The following is a 19,972-nucleotide window of genomic DNA, read 5'->3' on the forward strand; positions in this document are numbered from 1 at the left end:
TGCCGCGCCGGCCGTCGGGCCCGCCACCGGTGCGGCCACGACGGCGGACGAAAACACGTTGCTCGAGATCTGGCAGCGGATCTTCAAGCGAGACGACATCACGGTCAGCGACAACTATTTCGACCTCGGCGGACACTCGATCATCGCGATCCAGCTGATGGCCAATGTCGAGAAGGCGTTCGATCGCCGGCTGCCGATTTCCTGTCTCTTCGAGAATCCGACGATCGAGAAACTGGCGGCGGCGCTGGCCACGAAAGCGCCTTCCGCGCCCACCGGCGGGCTCGTACCGATCCGCGACGGCGGTCCCGCCGCGCCGGTCTTCCTCCTGCCGGGCGCCGGCGGGAACGTGGTCTATTTCCACCCGCTCGCGAACCACCTGAGCGGCGCCCATGCCATTCACGGGCTGGAAGCGCTCGGCCTCGACGGCGCGTGCCTGCCGCTCACCCGCGTGGAAGACATCGCGGCCCGTCATATCGAACGCATCTGGCCGCTGGTAGGCGCGGGTCCGTACTACCTGGCGGGCCACTCGTTCGGCGCGCACGTGGCGCTCGAAATGAGCCGGCAGCTCGTCGCCAAGGGCGCCGTCGTGAAACTGCTGGCGATCTTCGACGCGTCCGCCCCCATCGACAGCGCGGCCGCCACTTACTGGCAGGACTGGGACGACACCGACTGGCTGGTCGCGATCGCGCACGAAATCGGCACCTTCCTCGGGGCCGACCTCCAGGTGACGCGCGCAGACCTCGTCGCTCTCGATCCCGACGGCCAGGCCGGCCTGATCCTCGAGCGGATCGGCGACCGCGGCAGCTGGTTCGCGGACGCCGGGGCCGACCGCCTGCGCGCCTACCTGCGCGTCTATCAGGCCAACTTCAAGTCGCACTACGCGCCGCAAGCGGCCGCGCTGCCCGTGCCGATCGCGTTGTTCCGCAGCACCGAGCGGGATCCTGGCGACTACGATCCGTCGCCCGACATCGCGCAGCTCCGCCTGGACGCGACCTGGGGATGGTCCCGCTTCTCCGCGCTTCCCGTCGCGGTGACGGACGTCCCCGGCGACCACCTGACCATGCTGCTCGAACCGCACGCCAGCGTCCTCGCGGCCCATGTCAATTCGTTTCTGGAAAAAACACCCTCATGAAATCAACGCCGACGATCGACAACACTTTCGCCCGCAAGGTCTGCATCAATCTGGACCGGCGTCCCGACCGCTGGGAAGCGATGCAGCGAAAATTCGCAGAACAGAACATCCTCACGGTGGAACGGCTGTCCGCCGTCGATGCAAAGCGGGTGAGCGTGCCGGAATCCTTGAGCCACATGCGCCCGCAGGACTACGGCTGCACGATGAGCCATCTCGCGGCCGTGAAACAGGCCAAGGCCGCCGGCGCGAGCGAAGTCCTGATCTTCGAGGACGACGCGTTCTTCGACGCCGATTTCGCCGCGCGCTTCCCCGAGTTCATCGCGCAAGTGCCGGCCGACTGGCACATGCTGTTCCTGGGCGCGTATCACTTCACGCCGCCCATTCCCGTCGCGCCCAACGTCGTCAAGGCCGTGGAGACGCTCACCGCGCACGCGTACGTCGTCAGGGACTCGCTTTACGACGCGTTCATCGCGATCAACGAGCACCCGCCGGCGATCAACGACCGCAACAACCTCGTCCTGCAGCAGACGTTCAATTGCTACTGCTTCGAGCCCAATCTGGTCGGACAGGAGTCCGGCTACTCCGACATCATGGACGAAGTCATGCCGGAAAAACCGCTGACCTATTCCATGCCCATTCCGGACGGCTGGTAACGCCTGCGGCCTGTGCTCGCCGCGATCCCTCACTCGACAGGCTATTGAAGATCATGCAAATCACCACCGTTGACCTCGAAGCGGCGTTCGTACAGGCCGCGCTGGATACGCTTCACCGGGACTGCAAGCTCGGCGAGGCGATTTCACTGGCTTATGGGAAATGCGAATCGACTGCCGGCGTGATCGACCTGATTTTTCCGTTGATCACGAAGAAATTGCGGATCGATTACCTCCTCATGTACAGCATCGAAAGCAATCCCCGCTCGCTCGTGCACTTTCTTCAGCTGATCGAATCGCGGCTGACACGGGCCGACAGCTGGACGGCCGCCTCGGTCGACGCCGCGTTGCGCAGCGTGGCCGATTCGACCGGCGTCGGCTGGGCCCGTGCGCAGCGCCTGCTGAAGTGCTGCATCCTGTTTTCCGACTCGCCGCTGGAAATCGTGGAAAGCATCACGTTCCTGGGCAAGCACGAAACCTCGTCGAGGTTGAGATCAGCGGCAAGCAATGTCGAACTCAGCCACCTGATCAACTGAGTCATATTGGCAACTCATGGATTCCGCTCAAAATAAATCGCCACCGTGGCATTCGGCCGTCACCCTGATGTGGCGCAGTCATCCCTGGCTGACGCTCGGCACGGTCCTGACGGGGCTCGTCAGCGGCATCGCCTCGATCGTGGGCGTCGGATTGATCAGCAGGGCGCTGCACGACCAGGATGATCGACGGACGCTGTTGCTGATATTCGTCGCGGTGAACGTCATCGCAGTGGTCTGCAGGACCAGTGCGGCCGTGATGCCCTCCTATGCCTGCATGAAAGTGATGACGAGATTGCGCGTCAACCTGTGCAAAAGGATCCTGGCGACCCCGCTGGATGAAATCGACAGACGCGGCGCGCCCAATGTCCTGACCATGCTGACGCAAGACATTCCGCAGCTGAGCCAGACCCTGCTCACCATACCGACGATCATCGTTCAATCCGTCGTCCTGATATGCAGCATCGCCTATCTCGCCTACCTCTCCTGGATTGTTTTCGCTTCGACGATCATCCTGACGATCGCCGGCCTGGTGCTTTATCTGTTTTTCTATCGAAAGGCGGTCAATTTCACGGAGAGAGTGCGCGACGAATTTGTCCAGTTCAATGAATACACGCATGGCCTCGTGTTCGGCATCAAGGAGCTCAAGCTCAACAGGGCCAGGCGGCGCTGGTTTACCAAGGCCGCGATCGAACTGTCGTCGAAGCGCGTGGCAGGATTCAACTACATAGAACGCTTCTGGTTCATGAGCGGCGACAGCATCGGCCAGATCACGGTAGCGGTCCTGCTCGGATTCCTGCTTTTCGGCGTGCCGTCGCTCGGCGTCGTGGACCCCTCCGTACTCACGGCGAGCATTCTGGCCGTTCTGTACATGATGGGGCCCTTGACCATGCTGATCAATATCCTGCCGATGGTGGCCGAAGGCAAGACCGCGCTCGCCCGGCTGGCGGAATTCGGTTTCCTGATCGACGACATGCAGGACGCGCGCAACGAACCATCCGCGCCGGACACCGTGGCGTCCCCGTCGGCGAAGTCATGGAAGGTCATCGAGTTGAAAGACGTGAAGATGAACTACCGTGACAACGAGTCGTCGGCCGACTTCGTGCTCGGCCCCATCAACATGACGATTCATGCCGGAGAACTCGTCTACGTCATCGGCGGAAACGGCAGCGGCAAGAGCACGTTGGGCAAGGTACTCAGCGGCCTCTATGCGCCGACCGACGGACATATTTGCCTCGATGGAGAAATCATCGACGACGATGCCAGGGAACGGTACCGGAACCTGTTCTCCGCGGTGTTTACCGATTTCCATTTGTTCAATCGCATCATCGGACCGGATCGCGGCAATGAAAGCATCGAACTTGCCCGCCAATACCTCGAGACCCTGAAATTGGGGGGCAAAATCGACATTTCCGGCAAGACCTACTCGACCACCAAGGCGCTATCGACAGGGCAACGCAAGCGGTTGGCGTTGCTTTGCGCGTACATCGAGGATCGTCCGATCTATATCCTGGACGAATGGGCCGCCGATCAGGATCCGGTTTTCAAGAGATTTTTCTACGAAGTGCTGGTTCCCGATCTGAAGTCCCGCGGGAAATGCGTCATCATCATTACCCACGACGATCAGTACTTCAAGCTGGCGGATCGAGTCATTCGCCTGGATAGCGGCCGCATCTTCTCCGATACGGCCATGTGCCCCGTCCGGGCCGACGTGGCAGGATGAGCAGCGATCCGGATGCGGACCAGGTGCACACGTTGCAGCGCCGTGAACACCCGGTCCGTGCCGCCGTTTCACGACCGGATGGCCGGCGCCCGTCGATCCGCGACACGGCAGACCGGACGACCGCGCCCCGCGCACCGGTCACCCACGCGCCCCGCCCTTCCCGCACCGAGCAGTCGAAGCCGATCGAACGGCACAGCGACCACACATCGGACGCGTCGAAATCGAACCACGTGTGCGATCGCTCGAGCCAATGCAGCACGTTGCGACGCCCGGCCATCCCGCCATTCGATTTAGCGGTCCAACCGGACGTGTCGATCACGCATGCGAAATCGTGGGGGCGCGACGCCCGTTCGACGTAGCCGCCCGCCGTGTGTCGCGGAAAACCGGGACAGCCGCCGTGCGCCGCACCGGATTCGGCGACCGCGATTCATCGGCTGTCCCGGCAATCCGTTACAGACGCGTTCGCAGCCGGGTGTTTAAATCATGTCCGCATCCATGCGCGCAAGCGCAGCTTCAACGTCTCACCAGGAATCCCTTCATGGAGTTCAGCAGATTGTTCGCACACGTCGGCGAAGCGATCTCGAGCAGCGGGAGCCGACGCTTTCCCCGCATGATGTACAACCTGATCTCGGCGGCGGTGCCCGTCGACGAGATCCGCATTTCGGAACTCGCGGCCGACGCCGCGTCCGACGGTGATCCCCGGGTGCGCAGCCTCGGCGCGGTCGGCGCGACGCTCGCGAAGGCCGGCCCGGCCGCCGCCCGTTGCGGGCCGCAGATGCCGCCGCGCCCGGGCGCGAGCCGCCTGCACGTCGACGACACGCTCGCCGGCCATGGCCCGGCCCACGCGCTACTCGACCGCTTCGTCCTCATGCAGGCGGAAATCGTGCCGCCGCCTTGCGTGCACGTCCACCTCGTGACCCGCAAGCGGGGCCACTATTACGTGATCTCGTTGTATCGCACGGATACGTTCGACGATTTCTCGCCGCAGGAGCAGACCTTCCTCAAGGAGCTCTCGCACGTGCTGTTTCCGATCGTCGAGAGCCATGTCGCGGCGCTCGATTCGGCTCCGCCGGCCGCCCGTGCGACCGCCGCCGCGCCGCCGGCGACGCAATCGGGCCGGGAGCGCGTGGCGCGGCGGTTCGCCGACCGTTTGCGGCAAGCTGGCGTCAAGCTGTCGACGCGCGAGATGGAGGCATGCACGGCGCTGCTGGCCGGCGACACGGTGCCCGCCATCGCCACGCGTTTCGCGCTGCGCGAAAGCACCGTCGAGACCTACCTGAAGCGGGCAGCCGTCAAGCTGGGCTTCGGCGGGCGCCATGGCCTGACGCGCTGGATGCTCGACGAGACGGCCGGAACCGCGACGGAAGCAGATCGGGACAGCGCGACAAGCGTACGGCACGACCGTGCATCGCCGCGCATCGGCACCTGAAGGCTCGCGGTCCGAACACGCGCGCCCGGCCGCGTGGCGCGCATCGTATATGGCGTGTCAGTCACTGCAGCGTGCGCGACGCCGTCGCAGGCGACGCACGAAACGACATGGGATGGCTTCCGCCGGCCGCCACGTCGAGTCGCACGCCGGCAATCCGGCCGGCGACGCAGACCGGGCTGCCGCACCCGTGGCATCGCCGTCATCGACTGTGACGACGAGCGCCGGCGCGGACACGCGCGGCAGCAATCCCGCTCCGTCGGCCGGCGGCGTTCGTCGCGCGTCGGGTATCGACGCGCGGCGCGCGGCGTCACGCCGCCGACGCGCACGGCACGTAATCGTCGATCATCCATTTCGTGAGCCCGTGCCGGCCGCTGATGCCGAGCTTCACCGCGGCGCGCTTGATGTATGTCTCGACCGTGCTCTCCTTCACACCGAGCTCGCCTGCCATTTCACGCAGCATCTTGCCCGCGAGCAGGCCGAGGCACACTTCGCTTTCGCGCGCCGACAGCACGACCGCCGCGCGCGCGAGCCGCGATTCGAACTCGTGGCGCAGCGCCTCGACGCCGGGCAGGCCCGCCGTCGCACCGCGCGACGTCGCGCATTCGCGCTCGCCGTGCCGGCGCGTCGACGCATGCCACTCGACAAGCGGCAGCAGCGTATCGGCGAAATTCTTCAGGAACGACATCTCCTGCAACGAGAAATCGCAATGCGATGCCGATCGATGCAGCGAGATCACGTAGCGGCGATTCGCCTTGCCCGACACGAGATGGCACTGAAATCCGCCGCCTGGCCCGCGCAACGGAGCGACCTCGCCGCCGTTGCCGCACCGCATCAGCGGATTGATGTGAATGAGTTGCCGGTCGCTGGCGGCCAGGATCCGGTTCAACGGCGGATGCGCTGCCGGTTCCCGCTCGCCGTGCGCGTTAGGCCCGCCGCCGCGCCCGTCGTCGCCCGGCGAGCCGAACGCGCCGAGCGACTGTACGCGGACGACTTCACCCGCCGGCTCGTCGAGCGTCCATTCAGTCATCCGGGTAATCGCGAGCGGAATCGATTCGACCAGCAATGCATGCATGTCGGATGCGAACCGCTCACTGCCGGCGCTCGAAATCACCTTCCCGAGCTTCGCGAACATCGCAACCATCTGACTCTCCTTGTTGTGCGTGCTTGAGGACGTGGCGCAACACCCGCGCGGGCGAGCCCGCGATCCGGAGGACGCAACGCGCGCGCAAACGATCTTCGGGCACGGCGTGCGCAGCCCCGTCACCGACGACCGAACAGCCCGATGACAAGCGTGAAACAGGCACGATGTTTCCTCCGTAATGGACGATCATTGCCGGCGAAGCGCCAGGCAGTTGAAACGTGCATTTCGATCAATGAGCGTTGCTGGATGAAAACGCGCTGCCACCGGACGTACCGAATACCTGAATTGGAAAACTCGATGCCGGCCCGGAACAGGCACGTTCCCGGCGAATTCAACGAAAATATCGATCACAAAACGAAACGATTCTTTCCATTGAATTTGATCCACGCATATCCCAGCCGCGTATGATAGCGACGATTCAAAGCATTTGCAGTTGGCCTTGAATCTATTTTTTAAATCAACACCGCCCGCAATCCGGAAATCGATCGATCCGCATGCTGTCCATGAGCCAGATCATGAATGCGCCTGATAAACCAGCGTCTGTTTACCACGAAATTTTGTAATAATCTCCCAGGCGGCGCATACCACGGATTTTCATCCGAAAGCCCCATTCGAAAGAGAGATTCGAAAATTTAATCACATCCTTCTCACTCGCCGACCTGGTCTCATGCATTTTCTTCCCAAAATTATTTCGATTCACTCAACGATCACTTCAATCTACGCAACCACAAAGCATAATTGCCGTCGCCCGGCTGCGGCTGCGCGCCGCCGATTACGCCTTCAACCGATAAAAATCGCTGCGAATGACATTTTCGGCGCCGCCAATACCGGCGTTGCAAAATATCCACAAATGGCGAAGTCATCGTCCGTCATAAAATTTCCATAATGAAGCGCAATGAATCTGTCAACTCCACCACTTGTCATCTGAAAGATAAATTGCTACGCTCCCCGGCGGAATAAACGATGAATCGTCGAGCAATCTTGAACTTCGGGTTGGTTTATTTAAAAAAGCGAAACATGAAATTTAATATTCATATTAAATAATCTTTTATCGATCGTCGCGGCCAGCACTACGCCTCGCACGATTCATTCGAATCTCCCTATCCGCTCGCCGACAGGACATGTCGAAGGCCAATTGAAGAAGTCGCCCGGCGATTTTTCGATTTCCTTTTAAACGTCCGTGATGACGCGCGGCTGCGCATTGCCGAACGCACCGCCCTTTTCAATCCCGGCTCGCCGACGCACGACACTTCCCGCGCGGCATGCCTGCTCGAATTGCCACACGAGTCTCACCGCGCCACTTGTCGTCTTTTCAATCCGCACAACCATTCCAAAAATTGGAGCACACCATGAGTCACGACTTCCGAGACGAACCTGCGCCGCGTCGCGCCTTCCTGGCCGACATGGCGAAGCTCGCGGCGGCCGGCATCGTCACCGGCTGGACACCGCTGTACCAGATTGCGGCGCACGCGCAGACGGCCGGCGCGACACCGCCCGGCTTCCCGGCCGACATCCCGCTTTACAAGCAGGCGTTCCAGAACTGGAGCGGCGAGATCGCCGTGCAGGACGTATGGACCGCCGCGCCGCGCTCCGCCGACGACGTCGTCGCGACGGTCAACTGGGCGCGCGCGAACGGCTACCGGATACGCCCGCGCGGCTACATGCACAACTGGTCGCCGCTGACGCTGGACCCAAGCGTCGGCGCCGCGAAGCTCGTGCTGCTCGATACGACGAAGTCGCTGACGGCCGTCTCTGTCGACACGTCGGCGCGTCCGGCGCGCGTCACCGCCCAAACAGGCATCTCGCTGGAGGCGCTGCTCGCGACGCTCGAGCAATATGACCTCGGTGTGATCGCCGCGCCTGCCCCGGGCGGCATCACGCTCGGCGGTGCGCTCGCGATCGATGCGCACGGCACCGCCGTGCCGGCGGCCGGTGAAACCCTGCAACCGGGCCACACCTACGGCTCGCTGAGCAATCTCGTGGTCGCGCTGACCGCGGTCGTGTTCGATCCGGCCCGCCAGCAATACGTGCTGCGCCGGTTCGAGCGCAGCGATCCCGACATCGGCGCGTTCCTCGCACACATCGGCATGACGTTCGTCGTCGAAGTGACGCTGACCGCCGGCCCGAACCAGCGACTGCGCTGCCAGAGCTTCGTCGACATTCCGGCTTCCGAACTCTTTGCGCCGGCCGGCACGCCGGGCCGCACGATCGCGTCGTTTCTCGACCGCTCGGGCCGGATGGAAGCGATCTGGTTCCCGTTCACGGCCAGTCCGTGGCTCAAGGTCTGGACGCCGACGCCCAGCAAGCCGTTCCTGTCGCGCGCCGTCACGCAGCCATACAACTATCCGTTCTCCGATTCGATCTCGCAGTCCATCTCGGATCTCGTCAAGCGGATCGTGATCGGCGGCGAAGGCGCATTGACGCCGTTGTTCGGCCAGACGCAGCTGGCCATCACGACCGCCGGCCTCGCGCTCACGCTCAGCGGGGATATCTGGGGCTGGTCGCGCTCCGTGCTGCAGTACATTCGGCCGACGACGCTGCGCGTCACCGCAAACGGCTACGCGATCCTGGCGCGGCGTGCCGACGTGCAGCGCGTGATCAGCGAATTCGTGCAGTTCTATCAGAATCGCATCGACGCGTACAAGGCACGCGGCGAGTACCCGATCAACGGTCCCGTCGAGATCCGTGTCACAGGTCTCGACAAGCCGACCGATGCCGGTGCCGGCGCGGTCGTTCCCGCGCTGTCCGCGCTCAAGCCGCGCCCGGATCATCCCGAATGGGACATCGCCGTCTGGTTCGATATCCTGACGTTACCGACCACGCCGGGCGCCGATCGCTTCTATCGCGAGATCGAGCAATGGATGCTCGCGAACTACACCGGTTCGTATGCGACGCTGCGCCCCGAATGGTCGAAGGGCTGGGGCTATACCGACACGGCCGCCTGGCAGGACGGCACGATGCTCGCCACCACGATCCCGAACCTGCATCGTGAAGGCCAGCCGCCGTCGAGCAGCTGGGATGCGGCGCGCGCGACCCTCGAACGCTACGACCCGCACCGGATCTTCCGGTCGCCGCTGCTCGATCGGTTGATGCCGTAGCGGTCCCTGCGGAAGCCGGCTGCCATGGCTGCAACGGAACGGATCACGTTGAATCACGCAAATGGCTGCCGGCGCGACCGTGTCGGCACGCGGCACCGACGAACGGGATACGTCGCGAACGTGATGAAAGCCGGATTCCAACGATCAACCGCCTGCCATCGCAGGCGGTTGATCAACATCCGTACGTCATTCGCCCGAGTGTCGCGTGGCCTCGATCGGCGCCCCTTTCTCCGATACGCAATACCGCCACGCGATCCTCGGGCGTTCAACGCACTCGGGCACGCACCATCAATTCACCCCGACCGCACTCCAGGCGCGAGCAACCGTCGCGCTTTCGGCCGAATTCGCGCCGTACAGGTCGTTCGCCGCCTGGATCGATGCACGTCGTGCGTTCGGGTAGCTGGAGTTGGCGTTCAGATACACGGTCAGCGTCCGGTACCAGATCTTGCCGGCCTTCTCGCGGCCCAGGCCGCTGAAGGTCGTGTCGCCGTTGCAGACCAGTTGCGACTTCGTCAGGCCGGTATCGGTCGACGGCACCGTCGGGCCTTCGGCCAGCAGGTAGAACAGGCGGTTGCCGACGCCCGACGTGTAATGCGGGTCATGGCGCGGATTCGACCACGAGAATCCACCGGACGGGTAACAGCTGAACGACCGGCCGTCGAGATCCTGCTTGTACATCTTGCGCAGGCCGCCGCTCACCACGCGCGCACCGATCACGTAGTTGCCGGGATCGTTCGGGTTGTTGGCGTAGTACTTCACGAGCGTGCCGAAAATGTCGGACGTGGACTCGTTCAGGCCGCCCGCATCGCCCGAATAGTTCAGGTTGGCCGTGGCCTCGGTCACGCCGTGACTCATCTCGTGCCCGGCGACGTCGACCGAAACGACCGGTTTCGGCAGACGGGTGCCCGGTTGGCCGTCGCCGTACACCATCACGTGCGACGATAGCCATGCCGCATTCGCGCCGGTCGTGCCGCTGCCGGTATTGAACACAACGTGAGCGTAGCTCTTCACGCCGCGGCCGTCGTTGAAGATGCCATTGCGGTTGTGCGTAGTCTTGTAGTAGTCCCAAGTTAACGCGAGACCATAATCGATGTCCGCGGCAACGGTCTGCCGGTCGGTGGTCGTATTGTTGCCCCACACGTTCGTGCTGCTCGTGAAGATCGGCAGGTCGGTCGCCTGCTCGACGTCGTCCGAGGTCAGGCCGCGGCCGTCGTAGACCGAGCCGGAGCCGCGGCCCGGATCGAGCATCCGGTACGCGTTCGTGCCGGTCTGGTCCGTGGTGAGCGTCAGGTTGCCGTAGTACAACGAGCGGCCGGTGCCGGTCGCGGCGGCGGTCTTGATCAGGTCCTGTGCGTCGAGCACGGTGCCGGTGCGCGCGTCGACGTAGTACAGCACGGCATCGCCGTGCGTATCGGTCGCCTTGCCGTACACGCGCACCGCGTAGGCCAGCGTCGGGGTGACGTCGCGTGCGAACACGACGAGTTCCGCGTCGTCGACGCGGCGCACGTCCGAGTCGAAACGCGCGGCTGCGATGCGCTTGACCCTGGCGGCGCCGATGTCGGGTGCGTTGCGTACCACGGAGCGGTCTCCGACCTTGCCGATCGTACCGGCCAGATTGATCGGCGCGAGCTGCGTCACGCTCGCCTGCTTCAACTGCCCCTTGCTCGAATGGACGACAACGTCACCGCCGATCACGGGCAGGCCCGCGTAGAAGCGATCGAAACGCACGTGCTCGGTGCCGTCGGGATCGACGATCACGTCGCGCACTTGGAACTGATCGCCGTCCGTCGGCGCGCTCGCCAGCGGCCCCGCGAACTTCAACGTGCGTGCTGCGCCGCCGGCTGCGAGACTGAAGGCGGACGGGTTCTGCTGAATCAGTTGCAGGGCCTTGTCGACCGTGGCCGACGGGTCGCCGGCCTGCGCAAAAGCACTGAGACTCGCGACGGTAATCGCGGTGATGGACAGCAGACGAGACAGTTTCTTCATGTAATCCCCCAGGTTATGGATGGGTGATGTTAGAGGAATGCATCAAGTACAGACTTTGATGTAAAACATGTCACGAACCGCAGAGGGATGCTAGAAGGTCATTTTTATAATTACAAGATATTTTCTGACAGGTTAATTTTTACTGTCGCCGATGTGAATCGATTCATGATTTGGTGAGAAATATGAAATGATCTCGTCGGCCGCGATGGCTGTATCGGCAACGTTGCGTCGACGGAATGAGCGTGGCGAGCCTGATGTGGCGCGGGCAAGGCGGTGCGCGGCGCGGGTCGGGCAGGACGGACGAGGTGAAGCCCGGGTAAGGCGGCAGATACTATTTGCTTTATTAAATATTGATTTTGATTGTTGCCACCCCGGATTGGCAAATGCAATTTGTTAATGTCGACACGATTCTCGTTTTTGATGACGATGTCTTTGAACGCGTAGTGAACGCCTGACAAACCGCGCACGAGAAAATGCCGTCTACGAATCTTTCGTTCGAGCGGCTCGGCGTGGCGAACAGCATGTGTGCGTCTCGCTTCCTCTCGCTGCGGAATGTCCGCGCAAACAGAGGGTATCGATTTCGATGCGGCTTGCCGGCGTATACCGGGTCCGGATACGCGAGGAACCGTGCGCAGCGGCTCTCCGTCGCCCGGTGTCCGGCGCACGCGTGTGTTGCCGACGTCAGTCGAGCACGATCTCCGTCCCGCGCGTCGGTTCGCCGCGCAAGCATCGCACCAGGCGATCGGGTACGGTGCCGTTCACCACGCGTGTCCTGACGTTCCAGCGGCGAATCATCCTGACCGCTTCGGCGTCGACGGATGTCGCCTGCGTCAGTTCGCATGCGCGGACGCGTTCGAGCAGCGTCGCATCCGGGACGACATCGGGATCCGCGTTATATATGCCGTCGGTATCGGTTGCGATGATCAGGTCGGTCCCCAGCCACCCGGCGACGAACGCGGCGATCGTATCCGACGTCATCCGGTCGATGTCGACGACGTCGTTGATCGGCACATTCAGAAGCAAGCCGGACGGCGCAAAAACCTGGGGAATGGCCCGTCGTTTCATCAATTCCCGCATCGAGCGGGAAACCTCGAATCCGCCCATCTCCGCCAGCAGATACGCATGCTGATCCATCGCAAGCACCGCCATGGAATAGGCCGTTTCATCGCTCAGCGTCAGTCTCTTCCGGTACGACCGTATGACATCGACGAGTTCTCCTCCACCGGCGATCAGGAGGATCGGGTATTCGGCGGCGACGTCGCGAAGCGACGCACACAGCGCCTCGATGTGCCCGGGAATGAGGCTGCCTCCGATCTTGATCAGTGTCGTCATGCCGGCCTTTGCTCAGATGTACCAGAATCCCGGCCGATCGGGCTGCGATACGTCGACGAGGTCGAATTGCCCATTGCTCGGCACCACGTGCAGAAAAAACGTGCAGAGATGGCTGCACTTCTGACTTGCCAGCATGGTCCGGAGCGCTTCCTTGACGAAGGCATCGCCCATTCCGGACACGCGCATCATGCTGCCGGCCACAAGATCGAAGTACGCGTCGCCCGGCATGAGCCGCTTGTGGGACAACGCACTGAATCGAATCGACATGGCCGATCCCTTCGCAATGCTGCTCAATCGGTCGGCAATCACGGGCATGCGCCCGTCGCTGAGCGTCATCCCGATGAACTGGGCGACGCCACCGTCATGTAACGCGTGCGGCAATCCTGCGAGGATGCGACCGAGAATGCGAAACCCGTCCGGGCCGGCGTATCCGACCTGCGGCGGCGGCAGCGCATCCGGATACGGCAACAGAGGAGGATTCGCAACGATCGTGTGGAACCGCCGCCCCTGGACGGGCTGATAAAGATCGCCGTGAAAAACCTCGACGCGATCGGCAACGCGGTTCAGCCGCGCATTGATCCACGCGAGCCGGGCCGCCGTTGCATCGATCTCGACGGCCGCCACGCGTCTCGCGAATCGCGCGCAGTGCAGCGCGTGCAAGCCCGGGCCCGTGCATAGATCCAGGCAGTCCCCACCGCTACGCGGCAGCATGCGCGCCAATAACGCGACGGAGTCTTCGCCGAAATAGAACGCCGGATTGGGGCCGGGCCGTTCGCAAATCAACCAGTTGCCCCACACCGGCAAAATCACGAGCCCCGGTGTCGCGATCCGGTTTCCGGCGAGTGCGACAACCAGCCCGATGTCCAGCAACGCCGGCATCAACGCTTGAAGGGATTCAGGCACCGCATCCGCTTCCACCGTCTCGTTCATCAGGAACAAATCGACCGCGGGCTTCAGTGAATCGGGAATGGACGCCCGCCAGGCCCGCCACGCATTCGGTCTTGGTACGAGCGGGTCGAAGTTGGCGACAAACTCTCCATATCCGGAACTGGCCAGCCAATCCGCCAGCAACCCCGGATCGAAGACATCCTCGCGCCCCTCACGGTCTTCCGATTCGACGCCCTGAAGATCCTGTTCCATCGCGCCTGCCTGTGTTTGCGTTTCGCGCACTGCACTCGCCGGGATGACCATTCGAACATGCCGGAGACTTCCGATCGATTTCCATGATAGTGATGCCGGCACGATCCGTCACTTGAAAACCGGCAATTAAAAAGGTCGAGCCAAATCGATCCCCTTCATTCCGCATCCGTTGTCACAGTCTTCACTGCTAACGCACGTCGATCGATCCGGACAATCTCCGGATCTGTATCACTTGCTTAATCCACTGCGCTCCCGTTTCACGCCCGCGCAGCTACCGTCGACCATCCATCTTTCGTGCCGCCGTCGATCGACTTACGGCAAACCGCCATCCGGTCGACACCCGCCCTTCGACAAACTGAAATGCTGAACAATTCATTCATTTATTCCATAAGGAAATGCCGATTTTCCAGCCGTCGATTCGGCATCCAATCCACCACCCAAATTTCCTTGACAACGACTTGCCATGAATTAGCTTTGTAAAGCGCGCCGGGGCCGATTCATTCCAGGCGCGTTACGTCAACCACTCGAAAAAAGGGGAAAAACATGTCGCAATACCACAAGGACGATGTACTCGATGCAGCCAAGAAAATCGAGGAAAACCGGCTTGGCATCGTGCTTTCCGGTCACATCAAGAACGGCAAGCTGGTGCTCGATCAGGAAACGCTCGACGCAATCGCAGCGAAATTCCCCAACGCCGATCGCGCGTTCGTCGCACTCAACGCGCCCTTCGATCCCTGTTCCCAATCTCTCTAAGGTGAACCTGCGATGATGCTCGCTGGCTCCGCAACTGTTCCGTCAGAAGACGGGCTGCCGATCGACGCATTGCTGGACGCCGATGAGACCAGCGAACGGATATTCATCGCCGCGAGGGTCGCTTTGTCGCAGTCGGGTCTCGATGATCGGTGCCCGACTTATTTGTCGGCTCTCCTGGCCGCGCTGGAGGATGAGCCCCCGTACGGCACGCGTGCGTATGCGGCGGCATACCGCGGCGCGTCGCAAAACAAGCAATGGCTCGCGACATCGCTGATCACGAATGCCGAGCGCGAAGGCGACGGCGCGACTCGCCTGTGGTCGATGGCGGCTTCCGCCGAAGAAGGGGAAGAGCAGCAGCTCCTCAAACGCCATGCGGTCGACGAGTCGGGTCATGCGCTGTTCTATCTGAAGCTGCTGGACCTGACCTTTCCCGGCGCGGTCAGCGCGGCGTTTCGCACGGAACTGCGACAGCTCTCGCCGGGTTACTCGATGGCGCAATCGCTGTTCGTGGTCGAAGGGTCGCCGTACGGAAGGCCGCCCAGCGTCGACGATTTCATCCAGATGAATATCGCCGAGATCAGAACGACGATCCATCACCTGTTGCAGCGCGACGCACTGACCGTCCACTGTCCGCCCGACACGCTTGTGCAGGTCGTGAAGCTGCTCGATACGCTCCTGCGCGACGAGTTGAGTCACGTGGCCTATACCGGCATGTTGATCGAACGACATGCGGCGCACGTCGCGGCTGACAAGATCCACACCCTGTTCCGGAAGCGATTCCGCGACTTCAACGACATCACGTTGCAGGAACTGGACAAGAAAGTGTTCGACTGACTCGCGCAGAGCGTTCCGGATCGGTACGCGATTCCGGCCAGAATAAAACACGCGCATCACGGGGCACGACATGAATGTGGAAGAATTTCTGCATTTGGGCGAGACCGACCTGCCGTCCGTCCGCACCAGCATTGCCGACATGGTCGGACTCGACGACGACGACATCCTGCTCGCGGTCGGTTCGCTGGCCGAAGGCATGGGAAGCCGCAAGTCCGATCTCGACGTGCTCCTGATCACCTCCCGCCCGGCGTCCGCGCTGCCGCCGCAGGACGAGGTCATCTGGGCGCTGGGCAAATGCGTGGTGGATGTCCGGATCTTTCCGGACGCCGTGATCGAGCGCCTGATCGATCGACTCGATCAGTGGTCCCGCCAGCCCTGGGACGTTTCCGATACCGCGAAATTTTCGTTTGACGAGCGTCTTCTGCTTCACCGGCTGCGTCATGGACAACTGCTGCGCAACCCGTCGGAGACACGCTCCGACGCGGCATTCCGGCCATCCGACACGGCGCTCGCCAGGCTCAAGTTGCAAGTCGCGCGGCACGCAGGGCGAACGATCCAGATCGACATGGTGGGATATGACGAAACCGGCGACTATCGCACGCTGGCGTTCGCCGCGCAGAAATTGCTCGGCCACGCGATCGATGCGTTGCTCGCCGGTTACGGCCGGACCAACCCGTTATCCAAGTGGCGCAGCCGCACGCTGGACCAGTTGCCTCCCGGCTGGGAACGCGAACTCCTTGGCCGGCCCACGGGACTGAGCGCCGCGGACCAGCTCTGGCACCTGCAGCGCACGCCCGAACATCCGGAAAGGGCCGCGTCGCGCGCCTACGCGCGCCGCATCGCGGCATTCGCCCGCGCGGCATTTCTTTGGGCCGAATGCAGCGTGGCCGGGAAGCGATTCGGCGAGCCGCGGAATCGTGACTGGGTCGGCACCGGCGCGCCGGTCGCCACGTCCCCGCTTCCGTCACTCGAGTTCGACGTCGATTTCTCGTTGTCGGGCGACGGCATGAAGATCGCGCGGTTGAACGAATTCGGTACGGTCGTGAACCTGTCTGCCCGGGAAGCGGCGCTCGTCTTCCTGTTCGACGGCGTCACGACCGCCGAAGAAGCGCAAGCGAACATGCACGGGACGCACGACGGCGAAACGGCCGGGATGTTCGATCGCGTGCTGCACGCGGTCGGCGACGCGGGCCTGACTGCTTCGACCTGAGCGGCACGGCAACGGGACAGCAGCCCGTTACACCCTCCACCTGGCAACGCGAACCAAGGATCGAACATGAACCGTTCGTCGCACGGGAAATTCCCGAGTCCGTTCGAAGTCGCGGTGCCGTCCGGATGCGAAGGCTGGCAGCGGCTTTATCCGTACTATCACGTCTTCAGCGAAGAACGCCGGGCATCGGAGGAGCGGCGATTCTGGTTTGCGGACCGGATACATCATGCCGAGCCGCTGTACCCGTTCGACGCGATCATCTGCGAAGCGATCTGGGTCGCGCTGTCGCAATACAATACGCGCGTCTTCGTCATGCCGTCCGCGCTCGGTATCGACCAGCGCATCGTGAACGGATACCTGTACCTGAGCCCGAACTCGGTCACCGATCCTGCGTTGATCGAGCAACGCACCGAACATTTCAGACGGCGCGCCGGCTACTACTTCGAGCACTGGGCCGAGCTCTACGAGCAGTGGCTGCGCAAGACCCGAGCCCACATCGAATCGCTCGAAGCGATCGCGATCGGCGATCTGCCCGAGCTCGAGGCGGAGTCGGTCGTCACCGAGGGTCAGGGCGTGGCCTCCGGCTACCGGTTGCTCGAAGCTTACAACCGCACCATCGAGAATCTGCTCAAGATCTGGCAATACCACTTCGAGATGCTGAATCTCGGGTACGCCGCGTACCTGACCTTTCTGGAATTCTGCAAGCAGGCGTTTCCGGGCATTTCCGACCAGACCGTTGCGCAGATGGTATCCGGGATCGACGTCGTGCTGTTTCGTCCGGACGACGAATTGAGGACGCTCGCGCGCCTGGCCGTCGCCCTCGACATCGCGCCCGTGCTCAAGCGGGACGCGGCCCCGCCGGCGATACTTGCCGAGCTTCAGGAAACGGAGCACGGCAGGCAATGGTGCCGCGCACTGGATGACGCGAAGCAGCCCTGGTTCAATTTTTCCACCGGCACCGGTTTCTATCATCACGATCGCAGCTGGATCGACGACCTGTCGTTTCCGTTCGTCGCGCTGCGCGGCTACATCGAAAAGCTCGAAAAAGGCGAGAACATCGACCGGCCCCTCGACGCCATTCGCAGCGAACGCGACCGCATCACGACCGAGTACGCGCAGCTCGTGAAGCACGACGCGGACCGGACGGTGTTCGCGGATCTGCTGAACCTGGCCCGAACGGTGTATCCGTATGTCGAGAACCACAATTTCTTCGTCGAACACTGGCACCACACCGTCTTCTGGCAAAAGATGCGTGAATTCGGGAAGATCCTCGTTCACCATGGCTTCATTGCGTCGACGGACGACATCTTCTTTCTGAACCGCTATGAAATCCAGGCGGCGCTTTACGACCTGATCGCCGCATGGTCGGTCGGTGCAGACGCACGCGGGCCGCGCATCTGGCCTGACGAGATCGAGCAGCGCCGGGACATCTACGCGCGCTTTCGCCAGTCGCCGCCGCCACCCGCGCTGGGAACGCCGCCCGAATCGATCACCGATCCGCTGATGATCATGCTCTGGGGCATCACGCAGGAGACGGTGAGCAACTGGCTCGGGATCGAGTCCGCCGACGGCGAGCAACGGGAGCTGAAGGGCTGCGCGGCGTCGCCCGGCATCGTGGAGGGGCCGGTTCGCGTGATCAATCGCACCGAACAGCTCAACGAAGTCCAGCCCGGGGAGATTCTCGTCTGCCCGGTCACCTCGCCAAGCTGGGCCCCTGTCTTCAGCCGGATCAAGGCCACCGTGTCGGATGTCGGCGGCGTGATGTGCCATGCCGCCATCGTCTCGCGCGAGTACGGCTTGCCGGCGGTCGTCGGCACCGGCTTCGGGACCCGGCTGATCAAGACCGGGCAGCGCATACGCGTCAACGGCGATTCGGGAACGGTTCAGATCCTCTCATGAGCTCGCCGCCGAACGACGCACGGGCCTGGATCCGCCCGCTCCCCGAATGCAGCCTCGCACTGCTCGCCCGTGTGGGCGGAAAAAGTGCGCGGCTGGGCGAACTGATGCGCGCCGGCTTTCCGGTTCCCGCAGGTTTCTCCGTTGCGACCGACGTCTACGCAGCGCTGCTCGGCCCGCTCGCGGCGCAGGCGCTCGACGGATTGCTCGCCCGCGTCGTGGTCGACGATCTCGCGTCGTTGAGGACAACGAGCCAGGCGATACGGCGACTGATCGAATCCGTCGAGATCCCGCGCGCCATCGAAACCGCGATTGCCGATGCGTATGCCAGACTGTCCGCCGCTTGCGGGGTCGTCGATCTTCCTGTCGCCGTGCGCTCGAGCGCGACGGCCGAATGCCTCGCGCACAGCAGCTTTGCGGGGCAGCAGGAGACTTACCTGTGGATACGCGGCGCCGACAACGTGCTGGCCAGGATCCGGAAATGCTGGTCCAGCCTTTACACGCCCCAGGCCATTGCCTACCGGCAGAAGGTCCGCTTTCCGCACGAAAACGCGTTGATCGGTGTCGCCATCCAGAAAATGGTCGATGCCCGATCGGCCGGCGTCCTTTTCACGCTGAATCCCGCCAACGGCGATCGCTCGAAAATCGTGATCGAAGGCAACTGGGGGCTGGGGGAAAGTGTCGTCACGGGAGAGACCACGCCCGATCGATACGTGGTCGACAAGGTCACGCTGGAAGTCATCGAACGGCATCTGTCCGCGAAGCACGTCGAGTATGCGATCGATCACGACCGCGATCGGGTCCGCCGTGTGCCGATTCCTGCCGGGAAGCAGCACACCGCCTGCCTCGATACCGACGAGATCGTCGCGCTGGCGCGCATCGCCAAGCGGATCGAACGGCACTTCGACGTTCCGCAGGACATCGAGTGGGCCATCGACCGCCACCGGTCCCGCCCCGATGACCTGGTCATTCTGCAAAGCCGGCCGGAAACCGTCTGGTACAAGCGGAAATCGCCGCAGATCATGGCAGTCCAGCCGAGTGCAATCGGTTATGTCTTGCACGGGATCGCGCGCAAGGTCCAGTCGCCGCCGATGCCGAAACCGTAGGCCCATTCT

The 19,972-nt window shown here is 62.8% G+C and carries 16 protein-coding genes; 11 read left to right on the forward strand and 5 right to left on the reverse strand.

All coding sequences use genetic code 11. The annotated features are described in order from the left end of the window. The 5 genes from G3N64_RS24490 to G3N64_RS24510 form a co-directional block, all read left to right on the forward strand. On the forward strand, positions 1-1,132 hold a 1,132-nt coding region (locus G3N64_RS24490; protein ID WP_241021183.1), incomplete at its 5' end, for a non-ribosomal peptide synthetase. Further along, the gene (locus G3N64_RS24495; RefSeq protein ID WP_205786216.1) at positions 1,129-1,785 is read left to right on the forward strand and encodes a glycosyltransferase family 25 protein; all 657 of its coding nucleotides are present in this window, start codon (positions 1,129-1,131) and stop codon (positions 1,783-1,785) included. The genes G3N64_RS24490 and G3N64_RS24495, both read left to right, overlap by 4 nt. 53 nt (positions 1,786-1,838) lie before the next feature. Beyond that, complete coding sequence (locus tag G3N64_RS24500; protein ID WP_241021184.1) at positions 1,839-2,318, forward strand: hypothetical protein; 480 nt, start codon at positions 1,839-1,841, stop codon at positions 2,316-2,318. Between the two features lie 16 nt (positions 2,319-2,334). Then, positions 2,335-4,038, forward strand: a complete 1,704-nt coding sequence (locus tag G3N64_RS24505; RefSeq protein ID WP_205786218.1) for a cyclic peptide export ABC transporter — start codon at positions 2,335-2,337, stop codon at positions 4,036-4,038. A 538-nt stretch (positions 4,039-4,576) separates the two neighbouring features. Next, a complete protein-coding gene (locus G3N64_RS24510) occupies positions 4,577-5,467 on the forward strand; it encodes a LuxR C-terminal-related transcriptional regulator (RefSeq protein WP_205786219.1) in 891 nt (296 codons plus the stop codon). 307 nt (positions 5,468-5,774) lie between these two features. On the opposite strand, the gene G3N64_RS24515 is transcribed toward G3N64_RS24510, so the two are convergent. After that, on the reverse strand, positions 5,775-6,608 hold the full coding sequence (locus G3N64_RS24515; RefSeq protein ID WP_205786220.1) for a helix-turn-helix transcriptional regulator: 834 nt from the start codon (positions 6,606-6,608) through the stop codon (positions 5,775-5,777). Between the two features lie 186 nt (positions 6,609-6,794). Further along, positions 6,795-6,995, reverse strand: a complete 201-nt coding sequence (locus G3N64_RS24520) for a hypothetical protein (RefSeq protein WP_205786221.1) — start codon at positions 6,993-6,995, stop codon at positions 6,795-6,797. Between the two features lie 962 nt (positions 6,996-7,957). On the opposite strand from G3N64_RS24520, the gene G3N64_RS24525 reads away from it, so the two are divergent. Then, complete coding sequence (locus G3N64_RS24525) at positions 7,958-9,706, forward strand: cholesterol oxidase substrate-binding domain-containing protein (protein ID WP_205786222.1); 1,749 nt, start codon at positions 7,958-7,960, stop codon at positions 9,704-9,706. Positions 9,707-9,994: 288 nt separating this feature from the next. Here the strand turns inward: G3N64_RS24525 and G3N64_RS24530 are convergent, their stop codons facing one another. The 3 genes from G3N64_RS24530 to G3N64_RS24540 form a co-directional block, all read right to left on the reverse strand. Continuing rightward, a complete protein-coding gene (locus tag G3N64_RS24530; RefSeq protein WP_205786223.1) occupies positions 9,995-11,692 on the reverse strand; it encodes a M4 family metallopeptidase in 1,698 nt (565 codons plus the stop codon). 681 nt (positions 11,693-12,373) lie between these two features. Then, positions 12,374-13,024 (reverse strand): hypothetical protein, encoded by a 651-nt coding sequence (locus tag G3N64_RS24535; RefSeq protein WP_205786224.1) that lies wholly within the window; start codon positions 13,022-13,024, stop codon positions 12,374-12,376. Between the two features lie 12 nt (positions 13,025-13,036). Next, positions 13,037-14,164, reverse strand: coding sequence for a methyltransferase (locus tag G3N64_RS24540; RefSeq protein WP_205786225.1), 1,128 nt, complete (start codon positions 14,162-14,164; stop codon positions 13,037-13,039). A 543-nt stretch (positions 14,165-14,707) separates the two neighbouring features. Here G3N64_RS24540 and G3N64_RS24545 point away from each other — a divergent pair. The 5 genes from G3N64_RS24545 to G3N64_RS24565 all read left to right on the forward strand — a co-directional run bounded on the left by G3N64_RS24545 (position 14,708) and on the right by G3N64_RS24565 (position 19,963). Beyond that, entirely contained in the window at positions 14,708-14,917 is a 210-nt protein-coding gene (locus tag G3N64_RS24545) for a hypothetical protein (protein WP_205786226.1), read from the forward strand. Positions 14,918-14,929: 12 nt separating this feature from the next. Next, on the forward strand, positions 14,930-15,751 hold the full coding sequence (locus tag G3N64_RS24550; protein ID WP_205786227.1) for a hypothetical protein: 822 nt from the start codon (positions 14,930-14,932) through the stop codon (positions 15,749-15,751). A gap of 70 nt (positions 15,752-15,821) precedes the next feature. Beyond that, positions 15,822-16,961: a hypothetical protein gene (locus G3N64_RS24555; protein WP_205786228.1), complete on the forward strand. Its 1,140-nt coding sequence runs from the start codon at positions 15,822-15,824 to the stop codon at positions 16,959-16,961. Between the two features lie 66 nt (positions 16,962-17,027). Then, positions 17,028-18,860, forward strand: coding sequence for a PEP-utilizing enzyme (locus G3N64_RS24560; RefSeq protein ID WP_205786229.1), 1,833 nt, complete (start codon positions 17,028-17,030; stop codon positions 18,858-18,860). Further along, positions 18,857-19,963 (forward strand): PEP/pyruvate-binding domain-containing protein, encoded by a 1,107-nt coding sequence (locus G3N64_RS24565; RefSeq protein WP_205786230.1) that lies wholly within the window; start codon positions 18,857-18,859, stop codon positions 19,961-19,963. Before G3N64_RS24560 ends, G3N64_RS24565 begins: the two co-directional genes overlap by 4 nt. Positions 19,964-19,972: the final 9 nt, after the last annotated feature.

This window comes from Burkholderia sp. Ac-20344 (assembly GCF_017104975.1).
Classification (GTDB): domain Bacteria; phylum Pseudomonadota; class Gammaproteobacteria; order Burkholderiales; family Burkholderiaceae; genus Burkholderia.

What these genes read in the sequence shown, in the direction of transcription:
- G3N64_RS24550 (WP_205786227.1), top strand. Translation starts at nt 14,930, where the DNA reads ATGATGCTCGCTGGCTCCGCAACTGTTCCGTCAGAAGACGGGCTGCCG.
- G3N64_RS24545 (WP_205786226.1), top strand. Translation starts at nt 14,708, where the DNA reads ATGTCGCAATACCACAAGGACGATGTACTCGATGCAGCCAAGAAAATC.
- G3N64_RS24560 (WP_205786229.1), top strand. Translation starts at nt 17,028, where the DNA reads ATGAACCGTTCGTCGCACGGGAAATTCCCGAGTCCGTTCGAAGTCGCG.
- G3N64_RS24515 (WP_205786220.1), bottom strand. Translation starts at nt 6,608, where the DNA reads ATGGTTGCGATGTTCGCGAAGCTCGGGAAGGTGATTTCGAGCGCCGGC.
- G3N64_RS24525 (WP_205786222.1), top strand. Translation starts at nt 7,958, where the DNA reads ATGAGTCACGACTTCCGAGACGAACCTGCGCCGCGTCGCGCCTTCCTG.
- G3N64_RS24535 (WP_205786224.1), bottom strand. Translation starts at nt 13,024, where the DNA reads ATGACGACACTGATCAAGATCGGAGGCAGCCTCATTCCCGGGCACATC.
- G3N64_RS24530 (WP_205786223.1), bottom strand. Translation starts at nt 11,692, where the DNA reads ATGAAGAAACTGTCTCGTCTGCTGTCCATCACCGCGATTACCGTCGCG.
- G3N64_RS24565 (WP_205786230.1), top strand. Translation starts at nt 18,857, where the DNA reads ATGAGCTCGCCGCCGAACGACGCACGGGCCTGGATCCGCCCGCTCCCC.
- G3N64_RS24540 (WP_205786225.1), bottom strand. Translation starts at nt 14,164, where the DNA reads ATGGAACAGGATCTTCAGGGCGTCGAATCGGAAGACCGTGAGGGGCGC.
- G3N64_RS24495 (WP_205786216.1), top strand. Translation starts at nt 1,129, where the DNA reads ATGAAATCAACGCCGACGATCGACAACACTTTCGCCCGCAAGGTCTGC.
- G3N64_RS24555 (WP_205786228.1), top strand. Translation starts at nt 15,822, where the DNA reads ATGAATGTGGAAGAATTTCTGCATTTGGGCGAGACCGACCTGCCGTCC.
- G3N64_RS24510 (WP_205786219.1), top strand. Translation starts at nt 4,577, where the DNA reads ATGGAGTTCAGCAGATTGTTCGCACACGTCGGCGAAGCGATCTCGAGC.
- G3N64_RS24505 (WP_205786218.1), top strand. Translation starts at nt 2,335, where the DNA reads ATGGATTCCGCTCAAAATAAATCGCCACCGTGGCATTCGGCCGTCACC.
- G3N64_RS24500 (WP_241021184.1), top strand. Translation starts at nt 1,839, where the DNA reads ATGCAAATCACCACCGTTGACCTCGAAGCGGCGTTCGTACAGGCCGCG.